A 23,326-nucleotide genomic window follows, 5' to 3' on the forward strand; every position below is an offset into this window, starting at 1 on the left:
TGCCATGGAACTACGACCAGGCAGTGTGACCGGCGCACCGCTTACTTCTTTCAGCGGGGGTGTTGACGAGCTCGGTGATCCGGGCAACCATATACCTACCTTACCGCTGAGTAAGCGGCATAGAGTACGTACGGAAATCACTGACAGCGCAAGCTATCGAGCTTTCTGACTATCACATTGCCGCCGGACAGGCGGAATTCTCCACGAAAGTGGAGATAAAAACGCGGAAAGCCGCTTCGAAAATGAGGTGGCTTTTTTGTTGTGTACGGAGTGGGGTTTCCTTCGCTTACTCCAAAACGATTTTTTCTGACACTCCGACCAATCCTTTTTCGAGCCACGTGTCTCGAAAAAAGAAGGGCTCCGTAGTCACAAAAAATAGTTCTGGAGCCTCTCGCTCAGTGACGATGTGAATGCCCGCTTTTCCGACTAAAGTCGCCGCCATGCCATACTGGCCTGGCGGATGAAAAGCCTATGCGGGCACTCCCATCGTCAACCCCATTCCTGATGGCGACCACGACGGGATGGGTGCTATCGGGAGGGTAATGCAGCCTTTCGTTTCACTGCGTTGCAATCGCTCGATCATTCTAAATGCGAGTCTGCCATGAACGCACGCATATCGCACCAAGTTGACGAAAGTCACTCTCTTCGAGCGGACTCTGACGTCTTCCTGATGCGGTATTCGGCGAGTGACTTCTGGTCATCCCTAGGCGAGCTTGCGCCCTCGGATTTTTCGCCGTGCGACTGCTTCGATCCAAAATTGCCGCAACCCGGCTTAGTGCCAGTGATACGCGAACAATTCAGACCGGGGACATCATAGCCAAGCCTGGAACCAGACCGGTGCCCCCTGTTAGTCTCAAACCACTCCTTAAACTTGTCCTCAACGGCGAGATGGTCCCCTTTCTTTCGACCACGCACCACCGTCATCAAATGCACCCCTTTTGCTGCGGTAATCGCAGCTGCCGTTTCTTCGCGCCAAAACCGATCCCCGCAGTCACGGCAAACCAGTACACCAACCGAAGTCTCAGGTGGGGCCAGCTTGCCTGCGCACCCTGGGCACAAGTTCCGTGCAGAAAAAGACGATACTGTGAGATAAGGTTGCCCGCCCTGGATTGAAGTGTGCCCGAGCATCCTGACCCTGTAGGCAACCCTTTTCTCCAGGGCGGCGTACTGCGCTCGCTGCAAGACGCGACGACGCCATGGCTGATGTGGGCCACCCTTAACCCTCATCAATCCGGACACATCTTCAAAAACGACCCTTGCATTAAACTGACGCGCAATGTCAGCGAGTAAATTTGCGGCTTTGTGGGTCTCTTCCTGAGCTGTCGCTGAGCGAGTTCTGGAGTAGTAGTGCTGCCCCTTGCGTTGCGAGGCTTTCTGATGAGCCTCCTCCCTCTTCTGTAGAGAGAGCAACTTATGGCCGTCCGCACGCCCGCTTGCCAACGGCTTCCCCTGATGATCGGTCACTGTCCACGCTATGAGTGGATCAACACCTCGATGAACCCCCAAGAAATTAGGTGTGTCGACAGCGGGCGCTTCAAACTTGAATGTAGCCGCGATGTAAAAGCCATCTTCGCTTTTGATCAGTCGCATCATCTGGAGCATGCCGCTACGAAGAAACTTATCTCTTTGCCAGGCCCCAAGCTCCAACGGTAGAAGAATTCCAGTGCGAAAAGAACCGCGAACCTCGGTACCGGTTCTAATATCTATCAACCCATCCAGAGTAACGACCCTGCCGCGACGCGCACCGCGCGGAAGGAGATTCATAAAAACAAACAGGCGACCCTTGCCATCTGAGAGCACGAGCGATCCGTCGGTCGGCCGATTTCTATAAAACGATAGTGGCCGCAATGAACCTGCCCGCTGCTGGCGCAACAAGGCATTTCGCGCTTGAATCTCTTCCTTCAAATCGCGGGCATCAACCAGCGCATCTAATGCCGTTTCCTGATGTGCCGCACCGGTACGAATACGTCGTGCGGAAGGATAAGCCTCAGCAACATTCTTATGACGGCTAGCTAGATACCCGTCGATCTGAGCAATCGCGTCAAGCACCACAGAGTGCTTTGCGCCGGATCCAAGGGGCATCGGCTTAACGTACTGTGACATTCGCTGCTGCAACTCCCGTAGCGCAGTCCGGCGCTTAGGAGCTGACAGTTGTATAGCCGCATCAGCGTCATCCGAGAATTTACGTAGCAACTTATCGAAAGCCAGGTGAGAGCGACGCATTGCGTCAAGCAGCAGCTGTCGCTTTCGCAGGGACGGGGCTTTTACCTTCAGCTTTGTCGTCAAATATGTGACGACAGTACTCTCGCTAGACGGAGACGCCTGAGGCGAGACGATCTCTTGAAAGGCCACTGACATCCGAACCCATAATAACAGGAGCACCGCTTAATCCAAACGCGCCACCCAGCCCGCAGCTCCGCAGGAAATGGAACCGTTGACTGGGGGCGCATCTCGACTGGAGGTCGAGAAACCCAATAAATCAGAACCAAACGCACCGGTCTATATCGCTTCAAGCCCCGAAAGCGGTCAATTCGTAAACAAGAGGTTAATGTCAGTGGAGGATGTGTAGCATTTTTGCCACGCCGTCGCCACATCCCCACCCAACTGCCGTCAATTTGGCTACCTAGTGCTTGCCTTCAACCGGTAGGCGATGATTAATGCCTCCGGAAAGAGGGGTGAATCACACGTCTTTTCACGGGGGTCTGGATTACAGGCTCTTCACTTTCGAATGTAAGTTTGACTTTGGAGGTCACACATGAAACTCAAGAGCCTTCTCATCGGCTCCGCAGCTCTCGCAGCTGCTGCCACCAGCGCCCACGCTGCTGATCCGATCATCGTTCCGGAGCCGGAGCCGATGGAATACGTTCGCGTTTGCGACGTCTACGGCGCAGGTTTCTTCTACATCCCGGGCACCGAAACCTGCCTGAAGATCAGCGGTATGGTTCGTTATCAGATCGGCTTTTCCGATGGTGATGTTTCCGACCAGGAGGGGTGGGATAAGTACGGTCGTGCCGAGATCAATCTCGATGCCCGTTCCGAGACGGAGTATGGTACGCTTGGCGCGTGGATCAAGCTGCGCGGCACCAGCAAGTCGACGGCTCCGACAAGCTTTGTCGGTTTGAATGATGGCGATGCTTACTCGCATGGTGTGACCAGTTCGGGTGTGGACCTGCAGCAGGCAGTGATCTCGCTCGGTGGCCTCTCCATGGGTATGTCCGACTCGATCTTCGATACCGGCCTTCACGGCGAACAGGATCTTGGCTTCGCACCGACGTCGCGCGTTCACTTCATTGGCTACAATTTCGCAGCAGGTAATGGCGTCACCTTTGCCGTTATGCTCGAAGAGGCTGACAAGAACTACGACTGGACCCCGAATGTTGTCGGTAAGGTTGGCATTGCGCAGGGCTGGGGCTCTGCAGACCTCTATGCCGCTTACGATGCAACGGCTGAAGAATTCGCAGTCAAGGGTATCGTCAAGGCGAACCTTACCGATCGCTTCTTCATCCAGGGTCTTGCTCAGTATGAAAGCGGCATCAGCTTCTATTCGGTTGATCCGTTTGACGGCGTCGTTCCCTTCGGCGCAAACGTCGGTGCTGAATGGTCGCTGGCTGGTGTGCTTGGCTTCAAGGCTACGCCGAAGCTGACCGCTTCGCTTGGCGGTGCCTACTACAGCGACGTTGCTCACGGTGTGTTCGGAGATGTCGACGCATGGAATATTGGCACGACCATCGACTATGAGATCGTCAAGAACTTCAATGCGAAGCTCGCAGTCAACTACACCCAGTTTGACACGCCAGTAGGCGATGTCGATCAGGTTCACGGCTTCCTGCGCTTCCAGCGCGACTTCTAATCAGAAGCTGCAGTGTTTTGAGAAAGGCTCGGCATTTGCCGGGCCTTTTTCTGTCTGAGGTAAATAGCATTGTTTTTGATTTCAGGTTGGAGATCCGTTGAACTCTAGAATAATTGTCATGCTTGACCTCAGCTAGACTGTGGGCGCTTGGTTTCTTGGCAACTCGCAGCGAGAAATGAAGCAAAAAGAGATCTCCGTACCTCGCCCTTGTTTTTGCTCACGGGTAAGAACGATATCTAGTATCCGCTGCTCCTAAGGGCTCTCAGGTAGGGGGCTTTGAGATGCTTTGAAATGATTCGCGTTATTCGGTAGAAACTCGGTAGGCGTTCGCAAATGGACGAATTTGAGCTCTAATGCGCACAGCCTATTTTATGTTTTTATATTTATTTTCAATTGTTTGAGTGGCGATCCCGACAGGATTCGAACCTGTGACCCTCAGATTAGGAATCTGATGCTCTATCCTGCTGAGCTACGGGACCGCTGACGCCTCTCATAACGCGATGAGGCCGCTTCGCCAAGAATGAAATGGCATGATCCCCCTGTGGCAGGCATTGCCTGCCACAGCCTTTATGGTCATGCGCTTTTCAGGAGCTTCAGGCCGCGAGCGCCTTTTCGGCGAGGCGCACCCAATAGCTCACGCCATGGGGAATCACTTCGTCGTTGAAGTCGTAGCGCGTGTTGTGAAGCGCTGCGCTGTCGCCGTTTCCGATGAAGATGAACGCGCCGGGGCGCGCCTCCAGCATGTAGGAAAAATCCTCGCCGCCCATGGTCGGGGTGACATTGGTGTCGACCTGCGCCGCACCCGCCACGTCGCTGGCGACGCCGCTGGCGAAAACCGTTTCCTCGGCATGGTTGAAGGTCACGGGATAGTTGGAATCATAATACACATCCACCTCCGCGCCATGGGCGGCGGCAACGCCTTCGCAGATGGTGCGCATGCGCTTTTCGGCGTCCGCGTTCACCTCTTTCTTGAGGGTGCGTACGGTGCCGGCAAGCTCCACCGTGTCGGGGATGACGTTCAGCGCATCGCCGGCATGGAACTTCGTCACCGACACGACGACCGAATCAAGCGGATGCACATTGCGTGATGCGATGCTCTGCAGCGCCGTCACGATCTGGCTGGCCGCCAGGATCGGGTCGACAACCATGTGCGGCATGGCGGCGTGTCCGCCGCGCCCTTTCACCGTGATCACGAACTCGGCCGTCGCCGCCATGATCGGGCCGGGGCAGATGGCGAACTCGCCGACCGGCAGGCCCGGCAGATTGTGCATGCCGAACACGCGCTCGATGGCGAAACGGTCCATCATCCCGTCCTTCACCATTTCGTTGCCGCCGCCGCCGCCCTCTTCGGCGGGCTGAAAGATCACCGCAACGCGGCCTTTGAAATTGCGCGTCTCGCTCAGATATTTTGCTGCGCCCAGAAGCATGGCCGTGTGCCCGTCATGGCCGCAGGCATGCATCTTGCCGGGCACGGTGGAAGCCCAGGGCTTGCCCGTCATCTCGGTCATCGGCAGGGCATCCATGTCGGCGCGCATGCCGATGGTGGGGCCTTCGCCGAGATTGCCCTGAATGATGCCGACCACGCCCGTCTGGCCGAGCCCGGTCACCACTTCATCGCAGCCGAATTCCGCGAGCTTCTCCGCCACGAAGGCGGCGGTGCGATGCACATCGAAGAGAAGTTCGGGATTGCGATGGAGATCGCGCCGCCATTCGGCGATTTCCGGCTGCAATTCGGCAGAACGGTTCAAAATGGGCATGACTTGCGGTTCCCTTCAAAATTTTGCCTGCATTCGGATTTCATTGTCGGCCGATTGTGGTCGTTCCGTTGGAATGCCGCATGGCGGGCTTTGCGGTGGCGTGGTTGTCGGATGGCGGCGCGCCCTGCCGGGACGTCTTTCCGAGATCGGGAATAGGTAAGATGTGGCGATGCCTGATTGCAAGCCGATCCGTTTGGACCAGACGGGGCTTTGCGTATTCGGGTATCGCAGGCATCGGCATTTCGGGCGACGGGATGCACGGTTTTTTGCTATAAGCTTCAGCTTCGCGTTAAATGCCCGGGCTGATCTGGACAGGCCGGACAGGATTGACGCCGCCCGTCGAAAAAGTGTCATCGGCACGTAGGACAACGAGAGCGCCTGACGATGCAGGCGGATATGAAATTCGGATAAAGCGCATGTGTTTCTCAAGGGTGGTCACGCCGATCGTGGCCGGGACTGTGGCCGGGACTGTGGCCGGGGCAGTGATGGGGATGGTGGCGGCAGTCGCACCGGCATCCGCCGGGCCGACGATCGTGATCGACGTCAACAGTGGCAGGGTTCTGTCGCATGAAGATGCGTTCCAGCGCTGGTACCCGGCTTCCATTACCAAGCTGATGACGGCCTATGTGGCCTTCGAGGCAGTGCAGAAGGGTGAGTTGCAGTTCAACTCGCCGATCACCATCAGCAAGAAAGCCACCCGCGAGCCCCCGAGCAAGATGGGCTATCCGGCGGGCTCTGTTCTGACCCTCGACAACGCCATCAAGCTGATCATGGTGAAGTCCGCCAACGACGTTTCGACGGCGATTGCCGAGAATGTCGGCGGATCGGTGGGCGCGTTTGCCGAGCGCATGAACGCCGCCGCCCGCAAGCTGGGCATGACCGGCACGAATTATGTGAACCCGCACGGCCTGTTCTCCACCGAGCAATACACGACGGCGCGTGATCTCGCCCTTCTGGTGCGCGCCATTCGCACCGAGTTTCCGCAGCATGCGCATTATTTCTCGATGGAAGCCGTGCGCGCTGGCGACAAGATTCTGCCGAACTACAACTGGCTGGTTGGCCGTTTCCCCGGCGCTGACGGCATGAAGACGGGCTATATCTGCTCGTCCGGGTTCAATCTGGCAGCCACGGCCACGCGCAACGGGCGCACACTGGCGACCATCGTTCTTGGCGCGCCCTCCCAGGTGGAGCGCGGCGAGGAGGCTGCACGCCTTCTGGCTGAAGGGTTCCAGATTCAGGGCGCGGTTGCGCCCTCGCTTCAGAATTTCGCACCCTATGGCAATGGCCGGAACGTCGCTGTCGACCTGCGACCGCAGATCTGCTCGGAAGCTGCGGTGAAGGCCCGTTATGAGCGCGGTGATGATGACGGCATGCTTGTGCAGCGTTCGCCCTATCTCACGGCGATGGATCATGAGCCGCGCGCCGTGACGATCGGTCTGGGCGGAGCGACCGGCCCTGCGCCTTCGGTGCCGCGTTTTGCAGATGTGCCCATCCCCACGCCACGGCCCGATTACCCGTTCAAGAGCGCCACGGCCGAAACGGGGCAGGGTGGCTGAGGCGATGGCCGCAAAAATAGCGCTCACGCTGGTCACCGGCTTTCTCGGGGCCGGCAAGACGACCCTGATCAACCGGTTGCTGCGCGATCCGGCTCTTTCCGATACCGCCGTCATCGTCAATGAATTCGGCGCAGTCGGCATCGATCACCTGCTGGTGGAAGAAGCGTCCGACGGTGTCATCGAACTCTCCGATGGATGTCTGTGCTGTACCGTGCGCGGGGCGCTGGTGGACACGCTTCTCGGGCTTGATGAGCGCCTGTCGGACGGGCGCGCGGATGCGTTGAAGCGCGTGGTGATCGAGACCACCGGCCTTGCCGATCCGGTGCCTGTGCTGCAGGCGCTGGCGGCGCATCCGGCGTTGGCCGCGCGCTTCCGGCTGGATGGCGTCGTGACGCTGGTTGATGCGGTGCATGGGCTGGAAACCCTGAAAGCGCATGAAGAGGCCCGCCATCAGGTGGCGGTGGCTGACAGGCTGCTCCTGACAAAGGTGGACATGGCCGATGCCGCGACCCTGTCTCGCCTGAAGGCGCAGCTTGCCACGCTTGCGCCCGGGCTCGAACCGCTCATTGCCGCCGAGCTGGAGCCGGTGGCGGTCATCGATTGCAGCGCGCTGGATATCGGTGCGCGCGCCGCCGAGGCGATGCACCATCACCATGGCCATGATCATCACGACCACGACCACGACCACGACCATGATCACGCGCACAGCGCGGCGTTCGACACGATCCTGCTCACGCATGACCGGCCTATCGGCGGCGCGGCGCTTGAAGGTTTTCTCGACCTCCTGCGCAGCCAGTGCGGGGCGCAGATCCTGCGGCTGAAAGGACTTGTCGAGCTGGTTGAAAATCCGGAAAGGCCGCTCGTGGTGCAGGGCGTTCGTCAGGTGCTGCACGAGCCGCGTTGGCTGCCTGCCTGGCCCGACGAGACACGCGGCGTGCGCCTGGTGATCATCGGAGCCGGACTGGACGAGCGCTATATACGCGGGCTGTTCTCAGCCTTTGTGGGCGAGGCAAGGGTGGATACGCCCGACAGGGCCGCGCTGGAAGACAACCCTCTCGCCATCGCCGGTTTCCGGCGCTGACAGACGCGCTCTCGCCTTCGATGCCCGATTAAGCGCTGATCGTCCCCCGTGGGGGAGACGGTGCGCGACAGCTGATACAGTGATGTCGTGCGTGGTTCGACAGGCTCACCATGAGGGATGGCATTGGATGAGGGATGGCGCTGGTTGTGAAACCTGCGGCGACGCCTCTGGTTGAGACGCTCTGTCAGGCTCTCCATCCCTCATGGTGAGCCTGTCGAACCACGCACGGCGATCTACAGCAGTTTCAGGAAAAGTGGGAACCGGTTTTCCGTCCGGAATTGCGCAAAAACAATAAATCAGAGCGTTTTCGCAATTCCAGCAAAAGCGGAAACGCTCTAGCCCCGCTCGATGAGAAAGCGGTGCCCGTCCGGCGTCGCTTCGCTCTCCACCAGCAGGTGCCCGCTCTCATTGCAAAAGGCGGGAATGTCGATCACGGCCAGCGGGTCGGTGGTTTCAAGCCACAGTTGCTCGCCCGTCGCCATGCCGGCAAGGCGCTTCCTGGCGCGGAGCACCGGCAAGGGGCAGTTCAGCCCCTTGAGGTCGTATGTTTCGGCGATGACCGTCACGCTCAGCGGCTGAACAGGTTCTGGATGCGCCGGCGCAGCGAGGTGCCCTGACTGCCCGCTTCGGGAGCCGGGACGGATGCCGTGCGTTCGGGGCTGGTGTTCGGCCGTGGTGCGGGGCTTGGAACCGTGCCCGCAGCCGGCGTCTCGGTCGCCGCGGTCGTCGTCTCTTCCTGCTGCTCGCCTGTCACGGCTTCCAGAGCCGTCTGAAGCCGCGAGGCAGGCTCGGCCGTGTAGGCAGAGGCCGTTGCCGCAACGGCTGGCGTGGGCGCTGCTTCCGGTGCTTCGGCAACGGCGGTTGGCGAAGGAATGTTCGGCGGCAGGCGCGAAACCTTCTCGCCGCGCGCGCGGCGCTTGCTCCAGTCAGCCACGAGGCGCGCCTCGCTGTGTCCGGCAATCGTCTCCGACTGCTTGGACGAGGACTGCTTCTTGAGCGCTGCATTGAAGGCGAAGTCGTATTTTGCCTGATGCTGCTTGTAGGCGGTCAGAAGCGATTCCGGCTGGCTCATCGGCGGGCAGGATGCCGCCGGCGAGAATTTGCCGCCATTTGCGGGCTCGCTGTTGAACACGTAGCGCTTGCCGCAGACATCCACCTTTGGCGGAACCTTGGTCAGCTCGAAATGGTCGTAGCCGACCTTGAGCATCTTCCAGAAATCGTAATTCGGGTCGTTGCGGTAGCGCGCCATGTTTTCCGCCGTCATGCGGAAGGGAAACGCCTGAACCTGAAACTCCCGCTGCCCGCCCTTGAAGGAATCGCGGGCAAACGCGTAGATCTCGGAAATCTGTTCGTCGGTCATCGAATAGCAGCCGGCCGAAGAGCAGGCGCCGTGCACCATCAGATGCTTGCCGGTGCGGCCGTTCGCCTGGTCATAGGCGTTCGGGAAGCCGATGTTGAAGGCGAGGTAATAGCTGGACTTCGGATTCATCTGCCCCGGACGGACGGTGTAGAAACCTTCCGGCGCCTGGCGGTCACCCTCGGTGAATTTCGGCCCGAGCTGGCCCGACCATTTGCAGATGTCATAGCTGGCGATGACGTCGTAGCGGCCATTCTGCTTGGCCTTCCAGACTTCCAGCTTTCCCTCTTCCTTGAAGATGCGCATCATCACGGGAGAGGTCTTGCTCATCCCCTTGGCCTTCATCGTCTGAACGACGCGAGACGGCAGCTGCCGCTCGGCCTTGGGCGCGATGTCTTCAAGCGTTTCGTTGCAGGCGGTCAGCGCAATCGCTGCCGACATGAGAAAGGCATATTTGATCAGGCGTGTCATGGGTATTTCGTGTCCCGCCTATTGGCCCCCGCGCGGAGAACTTAGATTGGCATTCTGCTTATAGAAAATGAAGCCTTATGCTTTCTAAAAGATTACCGATCGCACCATGCAATGAAGCCATGCTGTGACCATTTCGCGGCATTTTGTCTGTATTTATGGCCTTTTCGCGGCTTTTAGGCGAGGAAAGGCCTCCGTGCAAGCCTTGTCGTTAGCCGACGGTTGTGCGGAAGCCCGGTTGTCTGCGGGTTTGCGTCGCTATTCTGACGTTGAAAATATGCTCGCCGCTCCGCGCATGGTTGGGTGTGTTTTTCTCCATTTTGAAGCTTTCGACAAAATTTTTGCTTTCTGATTTCGCTGTATCGGCGACCCATAGAAAAATCTTCTCCAATCCCTATTTTCCCGGCACTCATCAATCGGATTGGCGCGCAACGCGCCCTGGAGAACTCAATGCGTAAACTGGCATTTGCAGCAGCCGTCCTCGCCGCCACCGTTTCGGCGTCTCATGCCGAGACGATCCGCGTCGGCATGTCCGGCGGCTATTTCCCCTTCACCTTCGTCAAGCAGGATAAGCTGCAGGGCTTCGAGGTCGATGTCCTGAACGCCGTCGCCGAGGAAACGGGCGATGAAGTTGAATTCGTCACGATGAGCTTTTCGGGTCTGATCGGCGCGCTCGAATCCAACCGGATCGACACCATCGCCAATCAGATCACCATCACGCCGGAGCGCGAGGCCAGGTTTGCCTTCTCGCAGCCCTATGTGATCGACGGTGCGCAGGTGGTGGTGAAGAAGGGCAACGAGACCGAGATCACCGGACCGGAAAGCCTGAAGGGGCGCACCGTGGCCGTCAACCTGGGCTCCAATTTCGAGGCGCTTCTGCGTGAACTGCCCTATGCCGACGAGATCGACATCAAGACCTATGAGAGCAATCTGGAGCAGGAGACGGCGCTCGGCCGTGTCGACGCTTTCGTCATGGACCGGGTCAGCGCCACCCAGGTGATCAAGGAAACGCCGCTGCCGCTGGCGCTCGCCGGCAAGCCCTTCTCCGAACTGCGCAACGCGCTTCCTTTCCGCAATGACGATGAGGGCAAGGCCCTGCGCGACCGCGTGAATGCGGCCATCGCCACGCTGAAGGAGAACGGCAAGCTCACCGAGATTTCGCAAAAATGGTTTGCCGCCGACATCACCCGATAGGTGATCAAGCCTGTCTATAGAGCATGAGAGGCGGGGACCATGAGGCCGCTTGATCTCGAATACATGCTGGGGCTTGTCCCCGTGCTTCTCAAATATGTGCCGCTGACGCTTGCCATGGCGTCGGTGGCCATGATCCTCGCGCTGGTGCTTGCCTCGCTCATGGCCGTTGTCCGCGTCATGCGTGTGCCGCTGCTCGATGGTTTCGTGCAGTTCTTCATCAGCTTCTTTCGCGGCACGCCGTTACTGGTGCAGCTGTTCCTGTTTTATTACGGCCTGCCGCAGGTCTTCTCGTCGCTGACCGCCATCAATGGCGTGACAGCTGCGATCATGGGCATCACGCTGCATTTCGCCGCCTACATGGCCGAGAGCATCCGCGCCGCCATTCTCGGCGTCGACCGCTCCCAGTGGGAAGCCTCTCTGTCCGTGGGCATGACCACGCCGCAGATGATGCGCCGCATCGTGTTGCCGCAGGCCGCGCGCATCGCCGCGCCCACGCTGGTCAATTACTTCGTCGATATCATCAAGAGCACATCGCTTGCCTTCACGCTGGGCGTGACGGAGCTGATGGGCGCGGCGCAGAAAGAGGCCGCCGGCAGCTTTCTCTATTTCGAGGCCTTCATCCTGGTGGCGCTCATCTACTGGGTGATTGTCGAGGCTCTGACGATCGTTCAGCGGCAGCTTGAGGCGCGGCTCGGAAAGGCGGTGGCGCGATGATTTCGGTCAAGGGGCTCACCAAGCGTTTCGGCGAGAACACCGTTCTCGATGGCATCGATCTCGATATCCAGGCGGGTGAACGGGTTGCCATCATCGGCCCGTCCGGCACCGGCAAGTCCACCCTGCTGCGCTCGCTGAATTTTTTGGAAACGCCCGATGCGGGAACGATCACGGTGGGGCCGGTCACGGTGGATGCGGCCAGCGCAAAACCTGCCGACAGGCTCGCCCTCAGGCGGCAGACATCCTTCGTGTTCCAGAACTACGCGCTGTTTGCCAACAAGACCGCGCGCGACAACATCGCCGAAGGGCTGATCACGGTTCGCGGCTGGGAAAAGGCGAGGGCCTATGCCCGCGCCGAAGAAATCCTCGCGACCATCGGTCTTGCCGACAAGGCGCAGAGCTATCCGGCCTCCCTGTCAGGCGGCCAGCAGCAGCGCGTCGGCATCGGCCGCGCCATGGCGGCGGAAGCCGAGATCATGCTGATCGATGAACCCACATCGGCGCTTGATCCGGAGTGGGTGGACGAAGTTCTTCAGCTTCTGAAACGCGTCGCGGATGCGCGCCAGACCATGCTGATCGTCACGCATGAGATGCAGTTTGCCCGCGACATTGCAGACCGCATTCTGTTCATGGATGGCGGGCGGATCGTCGAGCAGGGGCCGCCCGAGGCGATCTTCAGCAACCCGAAAGACCAACGCACCCGCGCATTCCTGCGCAAGGTTTTGCGATAGCCTCGATCCCGAAACCAGAACGGGCCGCGTTTCCATGAAACGCGGCCCGTTCTGTCATTTTCGTATTCACCGGGGGGCGGCAGGTGAGGTCGCCTGACCGCCGGGTGTCTTAGAGCGTGCGGCCGATGGCGAGGAACTTCTCGCGGCGGTGCTCGCGGTAATCCATCTCTTTGCCCGAAAGCTCGGCGAAGCCCTTCTCGATCTGGGCAGCCGTCGCCTCGAGCACCTTCTCCGGCCCGCGATGCGCGCCGCCGATGGGCTCGGGGATGATCCCGTCGATCACCTTCAGGTTCATGAGATCCTGCGCAGTGATCTTCATGTTGGTCGCCGCATCCTTGGCGCGCGATGCATCGCGCCACAGGATCGAGGCCGCGCCCTCGGGCGAGATCACCGAATAGATCGAATGCTCAAGCATGTAGACCTGGTTGGCGGTGGCGATGGCAATCGCGCCACCCGAGCCGCCTTCGCCGATGACGACGGCAATGTTCGGAACCTTGAGGCCAAGGGACCTGGAGGTCGACTGGGCGATGGCTTCGGCCTGGCCGCGCTCTTCCGCGCCAATGCCGGGATAAGCGCCGGTCGTGTCCACTATGCTGATCAGCGGAATGCCGAAGCGGTCGGCCAGGTCCATCACGCGCACCGCCTTGCGGTAGCCTTCGGGACGGGCCATGCCGAAATTGTGCTTCAGGCGGCTCTGCGTGTCATTGCCCTTTTCCTGACCGAGCACCGCAACGGACTCGCCGTTGAACCGGGCAAAGCCGGCGATGACGGCATTGTCTTCGCCATAGGCGCGGTCGCCGGCCAGCGGCGTGAAATCGGTGAACAGGCCGCGCACATAGTCAAGGCAATGCGGCCGGTCGGGATGGCGCGCCACCTGGGCCTTCTGCCACGGCGTCAGGGAGCGGTAGATTTCTATGAGCGCATCCTTGGAGCGCTTCTCAAGGCGTGCGATCTCGTCGGCAACGTCCACCGCTTCACCGCTTTCGGCGAGCTTTTTCAGTTCGAGGATCTGTCCTTCGAGATCGGCAACGGGCTTTTCAAAATCGAGATAGTTGTACATTCACTCGCCAAATCGAACACGAGACACTGCGATAAAGGCATCTCTAGGTTGAACACGGCCTGCCGCCGGTAATGTGACGCTCCACATAACGTTGATGAAGCTAATCGGCAAGCGGATGGTGCTTTTGAACCAGCTCGGCAAGGCGTTTTTCAAGCACATGCGTATAGATTTGCGTCGTTGATATGTCCGAATGGCCGAGCAATTCCTGTACTGCGCGCAGATCTGCGCCATTCTGCAGGAGATGGCTTGCAAAGGCGTGACGCAACACATGCGGAGAGATTTTGGAGGTCTCTATGCCTGCGCGCGCGGCGACTTTCTTCAACTCCCGCGCAAAGACCTGGCGCGGCAGATACCCGCTTTCCGAGCTTGCCGGAAACAGCCAGGTGCTCTCCGCACAGGCCGGTTTTTCGGCTCTTACGGAAAGCCAGGCCTGCATTGCGGTGCGGGCCTTTCCCGAAAGGGGCACGATGCGCTCCTTGCCGCCCTTGCCGCGCACGGCGAAGAAGCGCTCATCGCGCAGCGCAACGGTTACCGGCAGGCTTACCAGCTCCGAGACACGCAGACCCGAGGCATAGAGCACTTCCAGAAGCGCATGCAGCCTGACGGCGGCAAGATGCTCCGGCGCGCCTTTCGCGGCTTCGCGCGCTTCGGTCTCGGCCTGTTCGAGCAGGCGGCCGGTCTCTTCCTCGCTCAGCGTCTTTGGCAGGCCGCGCCCCTTTTTCGGGCTGTCCAGAACGCCCGTCGGGTCGTCGCCGCGCAGACCTTCCGCATAGAGGAACTGAAAGAACTGCCTTAGCGCAGAGAGCTTTCGCGTCTGCGTCGTGGCGGCAAACCCCTGTGCCGAAAGCGCGCCCAGAAAATCGCGCAGTTCGTCCGCGCCCGCATCCTGAAGGGCGTTTCCACCGGCGGCGATGTGCAGGGCGGCGTCTTCCAGATCGCGGCGATAGGAGGCCAGCGTGTTGTCGCTCGCACCGCGTTCGGCCGCCATCATTTCCAGAAAGGCTTCGATGCGCGCGCCGCTGCCGATCTTCATTGTCATTGCGTGGGGTTTAGCCTGTCCACGGGAACGCGTACGCTCATCTCGCCGGTCTCCGGTTCAACGAATGTCGCAAGTGCAATCATGGCGCCGTAAACAAGGCCAACCAGGATCGCCACGATAACCAAAAGCCGAAAAAGTGTCGGCATGCATCAAGACCCGATCTGTTTCTTCTGCCCCTGCGCGTTTTATGGGGTGCCGGCCCATTCATTGCAAGCATGTGGGAAAGTATCTGGACCGCCAGCCTGTCAATCGCTTGACGGATCACGGCTTTTGTGTCGAAACCGGCGCACAGAGGCGCGAGTATGACAGTCACCGAATACCCTTCCGTTCCCGATCCCGAGAAACTGGCCCGCCGGCTGGGCAGGCGGTCGCTTGTCTTCGTCGGTCTCATGGGCGCCGGCAAGACGGTGATCGGCCGTCGCGTCGCCGATGCGCTGAAACTTCCGTTCATAGACAGCGATCACGAGATCGAAACGGTCTCCCGCATGACGGTGCCGGATCTGTTCGCTACCTATGGCGAGGCCGAGTTCCGCTCGCTGGAGCGGCGCGTGATCGCCAGGCTTCTGAAGAGCGGCCCGCGCGTGGTCTCCACCGGCGGCGGCGCGTTCATGAACCCGCTGACGCGCCGTGCCGTTGCGCGCCGGGGCGTTTCCGTCTGGCTCAAGGCCGATCTGCCCACTTTGATGGAGCGGGTCAGCCGCCGTTCCCACCGGCCGCTCCTGAACAACAGCGATCCCGAAGGCGTGATGCGGCGTCTCATGGAAGAGCGCTATCCACTCTACGAGGAATCCGACATCACCGTGCACTCGCGCGATGAGGCCAAGGATGTCATCGTCAGCGAGGTCATCGTCGCGCTCGATGAGCATCTGCGCGAGCAGGCAAGGCGACGGGAAGAAGAAAAGCAGAAGGAAAGCCGGTCATGAACGATGCCACGAAGGCGCTTGCCACCGTCAATGTTTCGCTTGGTGCGCGCGCCTATGACATCCTGATCGGGCCCGGCCTTCTGCAGAGCGCGGGTGAGGAAATTGCACGCCGCCTTCCGGGCGTGCGCGCCGCCATTGTGACGGACAGCAATGTCGCGGAAGGTCACCTCGCCACGCTGCAGGCGGGGCTTGAAGCGGCCGGCATCGAGGCGACCGCCATCACCGTTGCGCCCGGCGAGCGCTCGAAGCGTTTCGCCACGCTTGAAGAGGTGGTGTCCGGCATTCTCGACGCCCGTCTGGAGCGCGGCGATATCGTCATTCCGCTGGGCGGTGGCGTTGTCGGCGATCTCGCGGGCTTCGCCGCAGGCATCGTGCGGCGTGGCATGCACTTCGTTCAGGCCCCGACATCGCTTCTCGCACAGGTGGATTCCTCGGTCGGCGGCAAGACCGGCATCAACACGGCGCATGGCAAGAACCTTGTGGGCGTCTTCCATCAGCCGCAGCTGGTCATCGCCGACACGGCGGTGCTCGACACGCTGCCACCGCGCGAATTTCGCGCCGGCTATGCCGAAGTCGCCAAATACGGGCTGATCGACCGGCCGGATTTCTTCGCCTGGCTGGAGAAGAACTGGCAGGCGGTGTTCGATGGCGGGCCTGAGCGCGTGGAAGCCATTGCGCAGTCCTGTCAGGCCAAGGCCGATGTGGTGGCGCGCGACGAGCTGGAGATGGGCGACCGCGCGCTGCTCAATCTCGGACACACTTTCGGTCACGCGCTGGAAGCGGCCACGGGCTATGACAGCGCGCGTCTGGTGCATGGCGAAGGCGTGGCTATCGGCATGGCGCTGGCGCATCGCTTCTCGGCCAGGCTCAATCTGGCGAGCCCCGACGATGCCGGGCGCGTTGAGGCGCATCTTTCAGCCGTTGGCCTGCCGACCCGGCTTTCCGATGTTCCCGGCGGCCTCCCTGGCGCGGAGCAGCTTTTGACCTATATCGCGCAGGACAAGAAGGTGTCGCGCGGGGCGCTCACCTTCATTCTCACTCGCGGCATCGGCCAGTCTTTCGTGGCGAAAGACGTGCCGACCAGCCAGGTTCTTTCCTTCCTTGAGGAGTCTCTTCCCCAATGACACCAGAGATGTGGATCACCGGCGGCATCATTCTGGGCCTGATCGCGCTCTCTTTCCTGTTTTCAGGAACCGAAACCGGCATGACCGCTGTCTCGCGGGCCAGGCTGCACACCATGGAGGCCAATGGCGACGCGCGCGCCGGTCTTGTCGACCGCCTGATCCAGCGTCGCGACCGCCTTGTCGGCGCATTGCTGATCGGCAACAATCTGGTCAACATCCTTGCCTCGGCGCTCACCACCAGCCTGTTCCTGAAGCTCTTCGGCGATGCCGGCGTGGTCTACGCCACCATCATCATGACCGTGCTTCTGGTGATCTTCGCGGAAATCCTGCCCAAGTCCTGGGCGCTTGCGAAGCCGGAGCAGTTCGCGCTCACCGTGTCGCCCTTCGCGCGCGTCGTGGTGATGATGTTCGGCCTCCTGTCGTCGCTCGCCAACGGCATTGTGCGGCTGCTCCTGTCCATCTTCGGGGTCGATCTGCAAAGCCGCGAATCCATGCTTTCCGCCCATGAGGAGCTGCGCGGCACCGTCGAGGTTCTGCATCGCGAGGGCGCGGTGGTGAAGCAGGATCGCGACCGCGTTGGCGGTCTGCTCGACCTGCACGAGCTGGAACTTTCCGACGTGATGATCCACCGCACCAACATGCGCTCCGTCAATGCCGACGAAGCGCCGGAAGTGGTGGTGCGTGAAATCCTGCGCAGCCCCTATACGCGCATTCCCATCTGGAAGGGCTCCACGGAAAACATCGTCGGCGTCGTCCACGCCAAGGATCTCCTGCGCGCGCTGGGCGATGTGCAGAACGATTATTCCAGGATCGACATTGCCAAGGTCGCTTCAAAGCCGTGGTTCGTGCCCGACACGACAACCCTGCAGGACCAGCTCAACGCCTTCCTGCGGCGCAAGGCGCACATCGCCATCGTCGTCGACGAATATGGCGAAGTGGAAGGCCTGGTCACGCTTGAGGACATCATCGAGGAAATCGTCGGCGATATTGCCGATGAGCACGATGTGGAGGTTCAGGGCGTCAAGCAGGAGGCCGATGGCTCCATCGTGGTCGAAGGCTCCGTGCCGATCCGCGACCTGAACCGCGCGCTCGACTGGAACCTGCCGGACGAGGAGGCAACCACGATTGCCGGTCTCGTCATCCACGAGACGCAGACCATTCCCGACGAGAAGCAGGCCTTCACCTTCTTCGGCAAGCGCTTCATCGTCATGAAGCGCGACAAGAACCGCATCACGAGACTTCGGATCAGGCCGCTCGCCTGATCCGGGCGATTGGACCTGTCAGTGATCGCTGCTCCTAAAATGACCATAGTCATTGCCTATGGTCATTTTCGTCTCTATCTTTCGACAGCAGACGCTGGAATATCGATATGACTGTTGAGATATCCAAATCCCGTTTCAAGGCGCGTGCACTTGAGTATTTCCGCGAGGTGGAAAGAACCGGTCAGCCGATAACCATTACGGATCACGGCAGGCCGACACTGGAAATCCGCGCGCTTGAGAAAAAGACAGGTGCGCGCGACGCGCTCGAGCGCCTCAGGGGATCGGTGAAATCCTACGAGCGCCCTTTCGAGCCCGTCGATGAGGCTGACTGGGATGCGTTGAATTGATCGGGATCGACACGCATGTGCTTGTCTGGTGGGCCAATGGCGACACCGACAGACTAAGCCCGGCGGCGCTTGATGCGCTTGATGCTGCTCTGTCGGGCGGAAAATCTTCATGTCGTCCATCACGGCATGGGAAAACGCCGTGCTGGCCGCCCGTGGCAGGCTCCTTCTATCGGAAGATGTCCGCCGCTGGCTGGATGTGGTCGCGGAGGTCCCTGCCGTCGAGTTTGTGCCCGTCGACAATGAGATCGCGGTTTTGAGCACCCGCCTCGGGGATGGCTTCCACCGCGATCCCGCAGACCGTTTTATCGTGGCGACATGCCAGAAGCTTGCGGTGCCTCTGGTTACAGCCGATGAGAAAATCAGGCGATACCCGCATCTCACCACAATCTGGTGACAACGAGCCTTACCAGCGCGTCGGTTCGCCCGGCGCTGCCGGTTCGATGGCGAGTGCGTGCACGCTGTCTTTCAGCTCTTCGGCGAGCAGTTCGTTGACGGCGCGGTGGCGCTCGACGCGGTTCATCTTCGCAAACGCATCGGCGACGATGCGCACGCGGAAATGCGTTTCGCCCGTGCCGTCGAAATGTTCCTGATGGCCCGCATGCAGGTGGCTCTCATTGATCACGGCAAGCCGCTCCGGCGAAAATGCATCCGTGAGCTTGCTTTCTATCGTCGACTGGATGGACAATGACGTCTCCTCACACCATATGGGGGCTATCCCCAAATTCACGTTCGATTCAAGCGCTAGGTCGAACTTTGGCCAAAAGTCAATTCTTGTATCCCGGCGCTGAGCGGCCATACTTCCACACTGATTTGGTGACACGCAGTCCGATATGAAACCCTACTCGAAATATTTCGAGAAAATTCGCATTCGACCCGACCCGCAGGCGGAGGCGAAATCTCGCGCGCCACGCTGCCAGTGGGATGGCTGTGATGAGCCGGGCATGCATCGCGCGCCTGTCGGGCGTCACGCGGAGGGGCAGTATTTCCGCTTCTGCGTCGATCACGCCCGGCAATACAACAAGGGCTACAACTATTTCTCCGGTCTCAGCGATTCCGAGGTTGCGCGCTATCAGAAGGAAGCGCTGACCGGCCACCGTCCGACCTGGAAAATGGGTGGCAGCGGAGAGACACGGGCTGCGGCTGATTTCTCCACCTATCGGTCGGGCCGCGCGGCCTATCACAACCGGGTGGGCGACCCGTTCAACATGTTTGGCGAGCAGCAGGCCGCGCGCAAGCCGCGCGAAAAGCGGTTGAAGCCGCTTGAGGCCAAGGCGCTCGAAACACTGGGCCTGGGCGCACAAGCGACTGGCGAACAGATCAAGTCGCGGTATAAGAACCTGGTGAAGCAGCACCATCCCGATGCGAATGGTGGCGACCGGGGTTCTGAAGACCGGCTCAGAAGCGTGCTTGAAGCATACCGTCTGTTGAAACAGGCGGGTTTCTGTTAAAGCGGGCGTCTGATAAGACGCGTTGAACAAAGTCTGATGAGACGCTCCGGAAAAACGAACAGTTCAAGCGATGCAGGCAAGGGCCTGGCCGCTGGAGGCATGATGAACAAGATTGACCGCGATATCGCCAATTTGCCCGATACGACCGTTTCGGTGAAAGACACGTTCGGCTTTGAGTCCGACATGGTTGTGCCAGCCTATTCCGTGGCCGATTCCCACGTGCCGGACGTCGATCCCGACTATCTGTTCGACAAGCAGACGACGCTCGCCATTCTGGCAGGCTTTGCGCACAATCGCCGCGTGATGGTTTCCGGCTATCACGGCACCGGCAAGTCGACCCATATCGAGCAGGTCGCCGCGCGTCTCAACTGGCCCTGCGTCCGCATCAATCTCGACAGCCATGTCAGCCGTATCGACCTCGTCGGCAAGGACGCCATCGTGGTCAAGGACGGCAAGCAGGTCACCGAGTTCAAGGACGGTATCCTGCCCTGGGCTTATCAGCACAATGTCGCGCTCGTTTTCGACGAGTATGACGCCGGCCGCCCGGATGTGATGTTCGTCATCCAGCGTGTTCTGGAATCGTCCGGCCGCCTGACCCTGCTCGACCAGAGCCGCGTCATCCGTCCGCATCCCGCCTTCCGCATCTTTGCCACGGCCAACACCGTCGGTCTTGGCGACACGACCGGCCTCTATCACGGCACGCAGCAGATCAACCAGGCGCAGATGGACCGCTGGTCCATCGTTACCACGCTCAACTATCTGCCGCATGACGACGAAGTCGCCATCGTTCAGGCGAAGAACAAGCACTTCCAGAACGAGAAGGGCCGCGAGACGATCTCGCGCATGGTGCGCGTCGCCGACCTCACGCGTTCGGCCTTCATGAATGGCGACCTGTCGACCGTCATGAGCCCGCGTACGGTGATCATGTGGGCCGAAAACGCCGAGATCTTTGGCGATGTCGGCTTCGCCTTCCGTCTCACCTTCCTGAACAAATGCGATGAGCTGGAGCGTGCGCTGGTCGCCGAGTTCTACCAGCGCGCCTTTGGCGAGGAACTGCCGGAGAGCGCTGCCAACGTCGCGCTGAGCTAAGGCGCACCGTCTAGATCGCGCTCTGCGTTCACCCGGACGCATGAGGTGCGGTCTAAATCATTGATGGAGCATCGGAATAGCCGAAGAACCGGATTCCGCTTTTCGGTCCGATGCTCCAGACCGAGAGAAGACGAACCGTGAGCCAGACCAACCGCAAGCCCGGACAACCCGCCGATGCGCCGCTTGATCCTTTCAAGCGGGCGACGACGGCATGCATGCGCGCCGTTGCCGGCGATCACGAGCTTGAGGTCTCCTTCTCCAAGGACAAGCCATCGCTCACGGGCAGCCGCGCGCGCCTGCCGGACCTGCCCAAGCGGGCGACGGCCGAGGCGCTGACCGTCACGCGTGGCATCGGCGATTCCATGGCGCTGCGCCGCGCCTGTCACGATATCGATCTGCACCGCCGCCTCGCGCCGGAAGGCAATGAGGCGCGCGCCATTTATGACGCCGTCGAGCAGGCCCGTGTCGAGGCCATCGGTTCGATTGCCATGCCGGGCATGGGCGACAACATCGCCGCCATGCTCGAGGACAAGTATGAGCGCGCCAATCTGGCCGAGGTTTCCGAAAAGGCCGATGCGCCGCTTGAGGAAGCCATTGCGCTGATGGTGCGCGAAAAGCTGACCGGCCGGCCCGTGCCGAAGAGCGGCGAAAAGCTCGTTTCACTCTGGCGCGACTGGGTTGAGGGCAAGGCCGGGGCCGACATCGACGCGCTTGCCGCACAAATTGAGGATCAGAACGGCTTCGCCCGCGCCGTGCGCGATCTCCTTTCGTCCATCGATCTCGGCGAGGAGCTTGCCGAGGAAGAGCAGACCGAGGAGAGCGAGGAAGACAGCGACGCGCCCGAGGCCCAGGAACAGGCCGAGCAGAGCGAGGACGACGAGTCGGGCGGTGAGGAAAGCGAGGGCGAGGAGTCCACGGGCGAGAGCGAGGACACCGAGACCGGCGAGAGCGAGGCCGGCGACACGACCGCCGACGATGTTTCCGAGGATGACGAACTGGATTCGGAGACGCCCGGCGAGGCGCGTCGTCCCGACAGCCCGTTCGATCAGGCCGCCCGCGATATCGACTACAAGGTCTTCACCACCGAGTTCGACGAAACGGTCGGCGCCGAAGATCTTTGCGACGAGGAAGAGCTCGACCGTCTGCGCGCGTTCCTCGACAAGCAGCTTGCCAATCTGCAGGGTGTGGTCGGGCGTCTCGCCAACCGTCTGCAGCGCCGCCTGATGGCGCAGCAGAACCGCTCCTGGGATTTCGATCTGGAAGAGGGGGTGCTCGATACGGCGCGGCTCGTGCGTCTGGTCATCGACCCCATGCAGCCGCTCTCCTTCAAGCAGGAGCGCGACACCAATTTCCGCGACACAGTGGTGACGCTGGTGCTCGACAATTCGGGCTCCATGCGCGGCCGGCCGATCACGGTGGCCGCCACCTGCGCCGACATTCTGGCCCGCACGCTGGAGCGTTGCGGCGTGCGCGTCGAGATCCTCGGCTTCACCACGCGTGCGTGGAAGGGCGGGCAGGCGCGCGAGAAATGGCTCAAGGAAGGCAAGCCCGCCAACCCGGGCCGCCTGAACGATCTGCGCCACATCATCTACAAGAGCGCCGATGCCCCCTGGCGTCGCGCCCGCCGCAATCTCGGCCTGATGATGCGCGAGGGGCTTCTGAAGGAAAACATCGACGGCGAGGCGCTTCTGTGGGCGCACCAGCGCCTGATGGCGCGGCCCGAGCAGCGCAAGATCATGATGATGATCTCCGATGGCGCGCCGGTCGACGATTCCACCCTGTCGGTCAATCCCGGCAATTATCTGGAACGGCATCTGCGCGGGGTCATCGACCTGATCGAGACCCGCTCGCCGGTCGAGCTTCTGGCCATCGGCATCGGCCACGACGTCACGCGCTACTATCGTCGCGCCGTCACCATCGTCGATGCGGAAGAGCTGGCCGGTGCTATGACCGAGCAGCTCGCCTCGCTCTTCGAGGAAGAGGGCGCGCGCCGTAGCGGCGGTGCGATGCGGCGTGCGGGCTAGAGCGTCTGACCGAAAAGCGGAACCCGGTTTTCGGTCATTCCGATGCTCCATCACGCGCGTTGATCATCCTTTGTGCGCCCGGATTGGCGCACGGCCAACCAATCTGTCCGCTTCTAGCCGCCTGCTTCCTGCGTGGCTCGTGCGATCTTTCGGTTTAACGATGCAGGGCGCGTGCCCACACGGCCCTCACGGCGCGCGCCTATACAGCCCCCAACGTGCGCGCCTACGCAGCCCTTATGGCGCGCGTCCACACAGCCCTCATGGTGAGCCTGTCGAACCACGGGGGCGGGGCGAGGGGCTGC

Annotated in this window: 22 protein-coding genes and 1 tRNA gene; 14 read left to right on the plus strand and 9 right to left on the minus strand. The window is 60.7% G+C overall.

Annotation, left to right across the window (positions count from 1 at the left end):
- Nucleotides 1-636 precede the first annotated feature (636 nt).
- Nucleotides 637-2,103 carry a hypothetical protein gene (locus NDI72_RS05770; RefSeq protein WP_283799911.1) on the minus strand — a complete coding sequence of 489 codons (1,467 nt, stop codon included), beginning with the start codon at nucleotides 2,101-2,103 and terminating at the stop codon, nucleotides 637-639.
- A 652-nt stretch (nucleotides 2,104-2,755) separates the two neighbouring features.
- On the opposite strand from NDI72_RS05770, the gene NDI72_RS05775 reads away from it, so the two are divergent.
- A complete protein-coding gene (locus NDI72_RS05775; RefSeq protein ID WP_283799912.1) occupies nucleotides 2,756-3,850 on the plus strand; it encodes a porin in 1,095 nt (364 codons plus the stop codon).
- Between the two features lie 402 nt (nucleotides 3,851-4,252).
- Here NDI72_RS05775 and NDI72_RS05780 read toward each other — a convergent pair.
- Both NDI72_RS05780 and NDI72_RS05785 read right to left on the minus strand, forming a co-directional pair.
- A tRNA-Arg gene (locus NDI72_RS05780) sits at nucleotides 4,253-4,329 on the minus strand.
- Nucleotides 4,330-4,443: 114 nt separating this feature from the next.
- A complete protein-coding gene (locus NDI72_RS05785; protein ID WP_206994962.1) occupies nucleotides 4,444-5,607 on the minus strand; it encodes a M20 aminoacylase family protein in 1,164 nt (387 codons plus the stop codon).
- A gap of 416 nt (nucleotides 5,608-6,023) precedes the next feature.
- Between NDI72_RS05785 and NDI72_RS05790 the strand changes: the two genes are divergently transcribed.
- Together NDI72_RS05790 and NDI72_RS05795 are read left to right on the plus strand one after the other, a co-directional pair.
- Nucleotides 6,024-7,163 carry a D-alanyl-D-alanine carboxypeptidase family protein gene (locus NDI72_RS05790; RefSeq protein ID WP_283799913.1) on the plus strand — a complete coding sequence of 380 codons (1,140 nt, stop codon included), beginning with the start codon at nucleotides 6,024-6,026 and terminating at the stop codon, nucleotides 7,161-7,163.
- 4 nt (nucleotides 7,164-7,167) lie between these two features.
- On the plus strand, nucleotides 7,168-8,244 hold the full coding sequence (locus NDI72_RS05795) for a CobW family GTP-binding protein (RefSeq protein WP_283799914.1): 1,077 nt from the start codon (nucleotides 7,168-7,170) through the stop codon (nucleotides 8,242-8,244).
- Nucleotides 8,245-8,579: 335 nt separating this feature from the next.
- Here the strand turns inward: NDI72_RS05795 and NDI72_RS05800 are convergent, their stop codons facing one another.
- The 3 genes from NDI72_RS05800 to NDI72_RS05810 all read right to left on the minus strand — a co-directional run bounded on the left by NDI72_RS05800 (nucleotide 8,580) and on the right by NDI72_RS05810 (nucleotide 10,460).
- Complete coding sequence (locus NDI72_RS05800; protein WP_283799915.1) at nucleotides 8,580-8,810, minus strand: sulfurtransferase TusA family protein; 231 nt, start codon at nucleotides 8,808-8,810, stop codon at nucleotides 8,580-8,582.
- 2 nt (nucleotides 8,811-8,812) lie between these two features.
- Complete coding sequence (locus tag NDI72_RS05805; RefSeq protein ID WP_283799916.1) at nucleotides 8,813-10,072, minus strand: L,D-transpeptidase family protein; 1,260 nt, start codon at nucleotides 10,070-10,072, stop codon at nucleotides 8,813-8,815.
- Nucleotides 10,073-10,280: 208 nt separating this feature from the next.
- Complete coding sequence (locus NDI72_RS05810) at nucleotides 10,281-10,460, minus strand: hypothetical protein (protein ID WP_283799917.1); 180 nt, start codon at nucleotides 10,458-10,460, stop codon at nucleotides 10,281-10,283.
- 59 nt (nucleotides 10,461-10,519) lie between these two features.
- Between NDI72_RS05810 and NDI72_RS05815 the strand changes: the two genes are divergently transcribed.
- From NDI72_RS05815 to NDI72_RS05825, 3 genes are read left to right on the plus strand one after another with little or no spacing between them, the layout of a single operon-like run.
- Nucleotides 10,520-11,263, plus strand: a complete 744-nt coding sequence (locus NDI72_RS05815) for an amino acid ABC transporter substrate-binding protein (protein WP_113153340.1) — start codon at nucleotides 10,520-10,522, stop codon at nucleotides 11,261-11,263.
- 39 nt (nucleotides 11,264-11,302) lie between these two features.
- Nucleotides 11,303-11,977, plus strand: a complete 675-nt coding sequence (locus tag NDI72_RS05820; protein WP_113153339.1) for an amino acid ABC transporter permease — start codon at nucleotides 11,303-11,305, stop codon at nucleotides 11,975-11,977.
- Nucleotides 11,974-12,708, plus strand: a complete 735-nt coding sequence (locus tag NDI72_RS05825; protein WP_283799918.1) for an amino acid ABC transporter ATP-binding protein — start codon at nucleotides 11,974-11,976, stop codon at nucleotides 12,706-12,708. The genes NDI72_RS05820 and NDI72_RS05825 overlap by 4 nt, the downstream gene beginning before the upstream one ends.
- A 109-nt stretch (nucleotides 12,709-12,817) precedes the next feature.
- Here the strand turns inward: NDI72_RS05825 and NDI72_RS05830 are convergent, their stop codons facing one another.
- Entirely contained in the window at nucleotides 12,818-13,768 is a 951-nt protein-coding gene (locus NDI72_RS05830) for an acetyl-CoA carboxylase carboxyltransferase subunit alpha (RefSeq protein ID WP_113153337.1), read from the minus strand.
- 100 nt (nucleotides 13,769-13,868) lie between these two features.
- Entirely contained in the window at nucleotides 13,869-14,795 is a 927-nt protein-coding gene (locus NDI72_RS05835) for a site-specific tyrosine recombinase XerD (protein WP_162742365.1), read from the minus strand.
- Nucleotides 14,796-15,109: 314 nt separating this feature from the next.
- On the opposite strand from NDI72_RS05835, the gene NDI72_RS05845 reads away from it, so the two are divergent.
- The 5 genes from NDI72_RS05845 (at nucleotide 15,110) to NDI72_RS05865 (ending at nucleotide 18,857) form a co-directional block, all read left to right on the plus strand.
- Nucleotides 15,110-15,730, plus strand: coding sequence for a shikimate kinase (locus NDI72_RS05845; protein ID WP_113153334.1), 621 nt, complete (start codon nucleotides 15,110-15,112; stop codon nucleotides 15,728-15,730).
- Nucleotides 15,727-16,854: a 3-dehydroquinate synthase gene (aroB, locus tag NDI72_RS05850; protein ID WP_113153333.1), complete on the plus strand. Its 1,128-nt coding sequence runs from the start codon at nucleotides 15,727-15,729 to the stop codon at nucleotides 16,852-16,854. Before NDI72_RS05845 ends, aroB begins: the two co-directional genes overlap by 4 nt.
- The gene (locus NDI72_RS05855; RefSeq protein WP_113153332.1) at nucleotides 16,851-18,116 is read left to right on the plus strand and encodes an HlyC/CorC family transporter; all 1,266 of its coding nucleotides are present in this window, start codon (nucleotides 16,851-16,853) and stop codon (nucleotides 18,114-18,116) included. The genes aroB and NDI72_RS05855 overlap by 4 nt, the downstream gene beginning before the upstream one ends.
- 107 nt (nucleotides 18,117-18,223) lie before the next feature.
- On the plus strand, nucleotides 18,224-18,463 hold the full coding sequence (locus NDI72_RS05860) for a type II toxin-antitoxin system Phd/YefM family antitoxin (RefSeq protein ID WP_113153331.1): 240 nt from the start codon (nucleotides 18,224-18,226) through the stop codon (nucleotides 18,461-18,463).
- Nucleotides 18,464-18,572: 109 nt separating this feature from the next.
- Nucleotides 18,573-18,857 (plus strand): type II toxin-antitoxin system VapC family toxin, encoded by a 285-nt coding sequence (locus NDI72_RS05865; RefSeq protein WP_283799919.1) that lies wholly within the window; start codon nucleotides 18,573-18,575, stop codon nucleotides 18,855-18,857.
- Nucleotides 18,858-18,866: 9 nt separating this feature from the next.
- On the opposite strand, the gene NDI72_RS05870 is transcribed toward NDI72_RS05865, so the two are convergent.
- Nucleotides 18,867-19,148: a BolA family protein gene (locus NDI72_RS05870; protein WP_113153329.1), complete on the minus strand. Its 282-nt coding sequence runs from the start codon at nucleotides 19,146-19,148 to the stop codon at nucleotides 18,867-18,869.
- 145 nt (nucleotides 19,149-19,293) lie between these two features.
- On the opposite strand from NDI72_RS05870, the gene NDI72_RS05875 reads away from it, so the two are divergent.
- The 3 genes from NDI72_RS05875 to cobT all read left to right on the plus strand — a co-directional run bounded on the left by NDI72_RS05875 (nucleotide 19,294) and on the right by cobT (nucleotide 23,024).
- Entirely contained in the window at nucleotides 19,294-19,911 is a 618-nt protein-coding gene (locus tag NDI72_RS05875) for a J domain-containing protein (protein WP_206546079.1), read from the plus strand.
- A 102-nt stretch (nucleotides 19,912-20,013) separates the two neighbouring features.
- Complete coding sequence (cobS, locus tag NDI72_RS05880) at nucleotides 20,014-21,000, plus strand: cobaltochelatase subunit CobS (RefSeq protein WP_206546232.1); 987 nt, start codon at nucleotides 20,014-20,016, stop codon at nucleotides 20,998-21,000.
- 110 nt (nucleotides 21,001-21,110) lie between these two features.
- Nucleotides 21,111-23,024: a cobaltochelatase subunit CobT gene (gene cobT / locus NDI72_RS05885; RefSeq protein WP_283799920.1), complete on the plus strand. Its 1,914-nt coding sequence runs from the start codon at nucleotides 21,111-21,113 to the stop codon at nucleotides 23,022-23,024.
- Nucleotides 23,025-23,326: the final 302 nt, after the last annotated feature.

Source organism: Nitratireductor sp. GZWM139 (assembly GCF_030068685.1).
In the GTDB taxonomy this organism is placed as follows: Bacteria; Pseudomonadota; Alphaproteobacteria; order Rhizobiales; family Rhizobiaceae; genus Nitratireductor; species Nitratireductor aquimarinus.

Excerpts from the sequence above, each read along its gene's own strand:
- NDI72_RS05770 (WP_283799911.1), bottom strand. The coding sequence starts at position 2,103 with ATGTCACAGTACGTTAAGCCGATGCCCCTTGGATCCGGCGCAAAGCAC.
- NDI72_RS05775 (WP_283799912.1), top strand. The coding sequence starts at position 2,756 with ATGAAACTCAAGAGCCTTCTCATCGGCTCCGCAGCTCTCGCAGCTGCT.
- NDI72_RS05785 (WP_206994962.1), bottom strand. The coding sequence starts at position 5,607 with ATGCCCATTTTGAACCGTTCTGCCGAATTGCAGCCGGAAATCGCCGAA.
- NDI72_RS05790 (WP_283799913.1), top strand. The coding sequence starts at position 6,024 with ATGTGTTTCTCAAGGGTGGTCACGCCGATCGTGGCCGGGACTGTGGCC.
- NDI72_RS05795 (WP_283799914.1), top strand. The coding sequence starts at position 7,168 with ATGGCCGCAAAAATAGCGCTCACGCTGGTCACCGGCTTTCTCGGGGCC.
- NDI72_RS05805 (WP_283799916.1), bottom strand. The coding sequence starts at position 10,072 with ATGACACGCCTGATCAAATATGCCTTTCTCATGTCGGCAGCGATTGCG.
- NDI72_RS05815 (WP_113153340.1), top strand. The coding sequence starts at position 10,520 with ATGCGTAAACTGGCATTTGCAGCAGCCGTCCTCGCCGCCACCGTTTCG.
- NDI72_RS05820 (WP_113153339.1), top strand. The coding sequence starts at position 11,303 with ATGAGGCCGCTTGATCTCGAATACATGCTGGGGCTTGTCCCCGTGCTT.
- NDI72_RS05825 (WP_283799918.1), top strand. The coding sequence starts at position 11,974 with ATGATTTCGGTCAAGGGGCTCACCAAGCGTTTCGGCGAGAACACCGTT.
- NDI72_RS05830 (WP_113153337.1), bottom strand. The coding sequence starts at position 13,768 with ATGTACAACTATCTCGATTTTGAAAAGCCCGTTGCCGATCTCGAAGGA.
- NDI72_RS05845 (WP_113153334.1), top strand. The coding sequence starts at position 15,110 with ATGACAGTCACCGAATACCCTTCCGTTCCCGATCCCGAGAAACTGGCC.
- aroB (WP_113153333.1), top strand. The coding sequence starts at position 15,727 with ATGAACGATGCCACGAAGGCGCTTGCCACCGTCAATGTTTCGCTTGGT.
- NDI72_RS05855 (WP_113153332.1), top strand. The coding sequence starts at position 16,851 with ATGACACCAGAGATGTGGATCACCGGCGGCATCATTCTGGGCCTGATC.
- NDI72_RS05860 (WP_113153331.1), top strand. The coding sequence starts at position 18,224 with ATGACTGTTGAGATATCCAAATCCCGTTTCAAGGCGCGTGCACTTGAG.
- NDI72_RS05865 (WP_283799919.1), top strand. The coding sequence starts at position 18,573 with ATGTCGTCCATCACGGCATGGGAAAACGCCGTGCTGGCCGCCCGTGGC.
- NDI72_RS05875 (WP_206546079.1), top strand. The coding sequence starts at position 19,294 with ATGAAACCCTACTCGAAATATTTCGAGAAAATTCGCATTCGACCCGAC.
- cobS (WP_206546232.1), top strand. The coding sequence starts at position 20,014 with ATGAACAAGATTGACCGCGATATCGCCAATTTGCCCGATACGACCGTT.
- cobT (WP_283799920.1), top strand. The coding sequence starts at position 21,111 with ATGCTCCAGACCGAGAGAAGACGAACCGTGAGCCAGACCAACCGCAAG.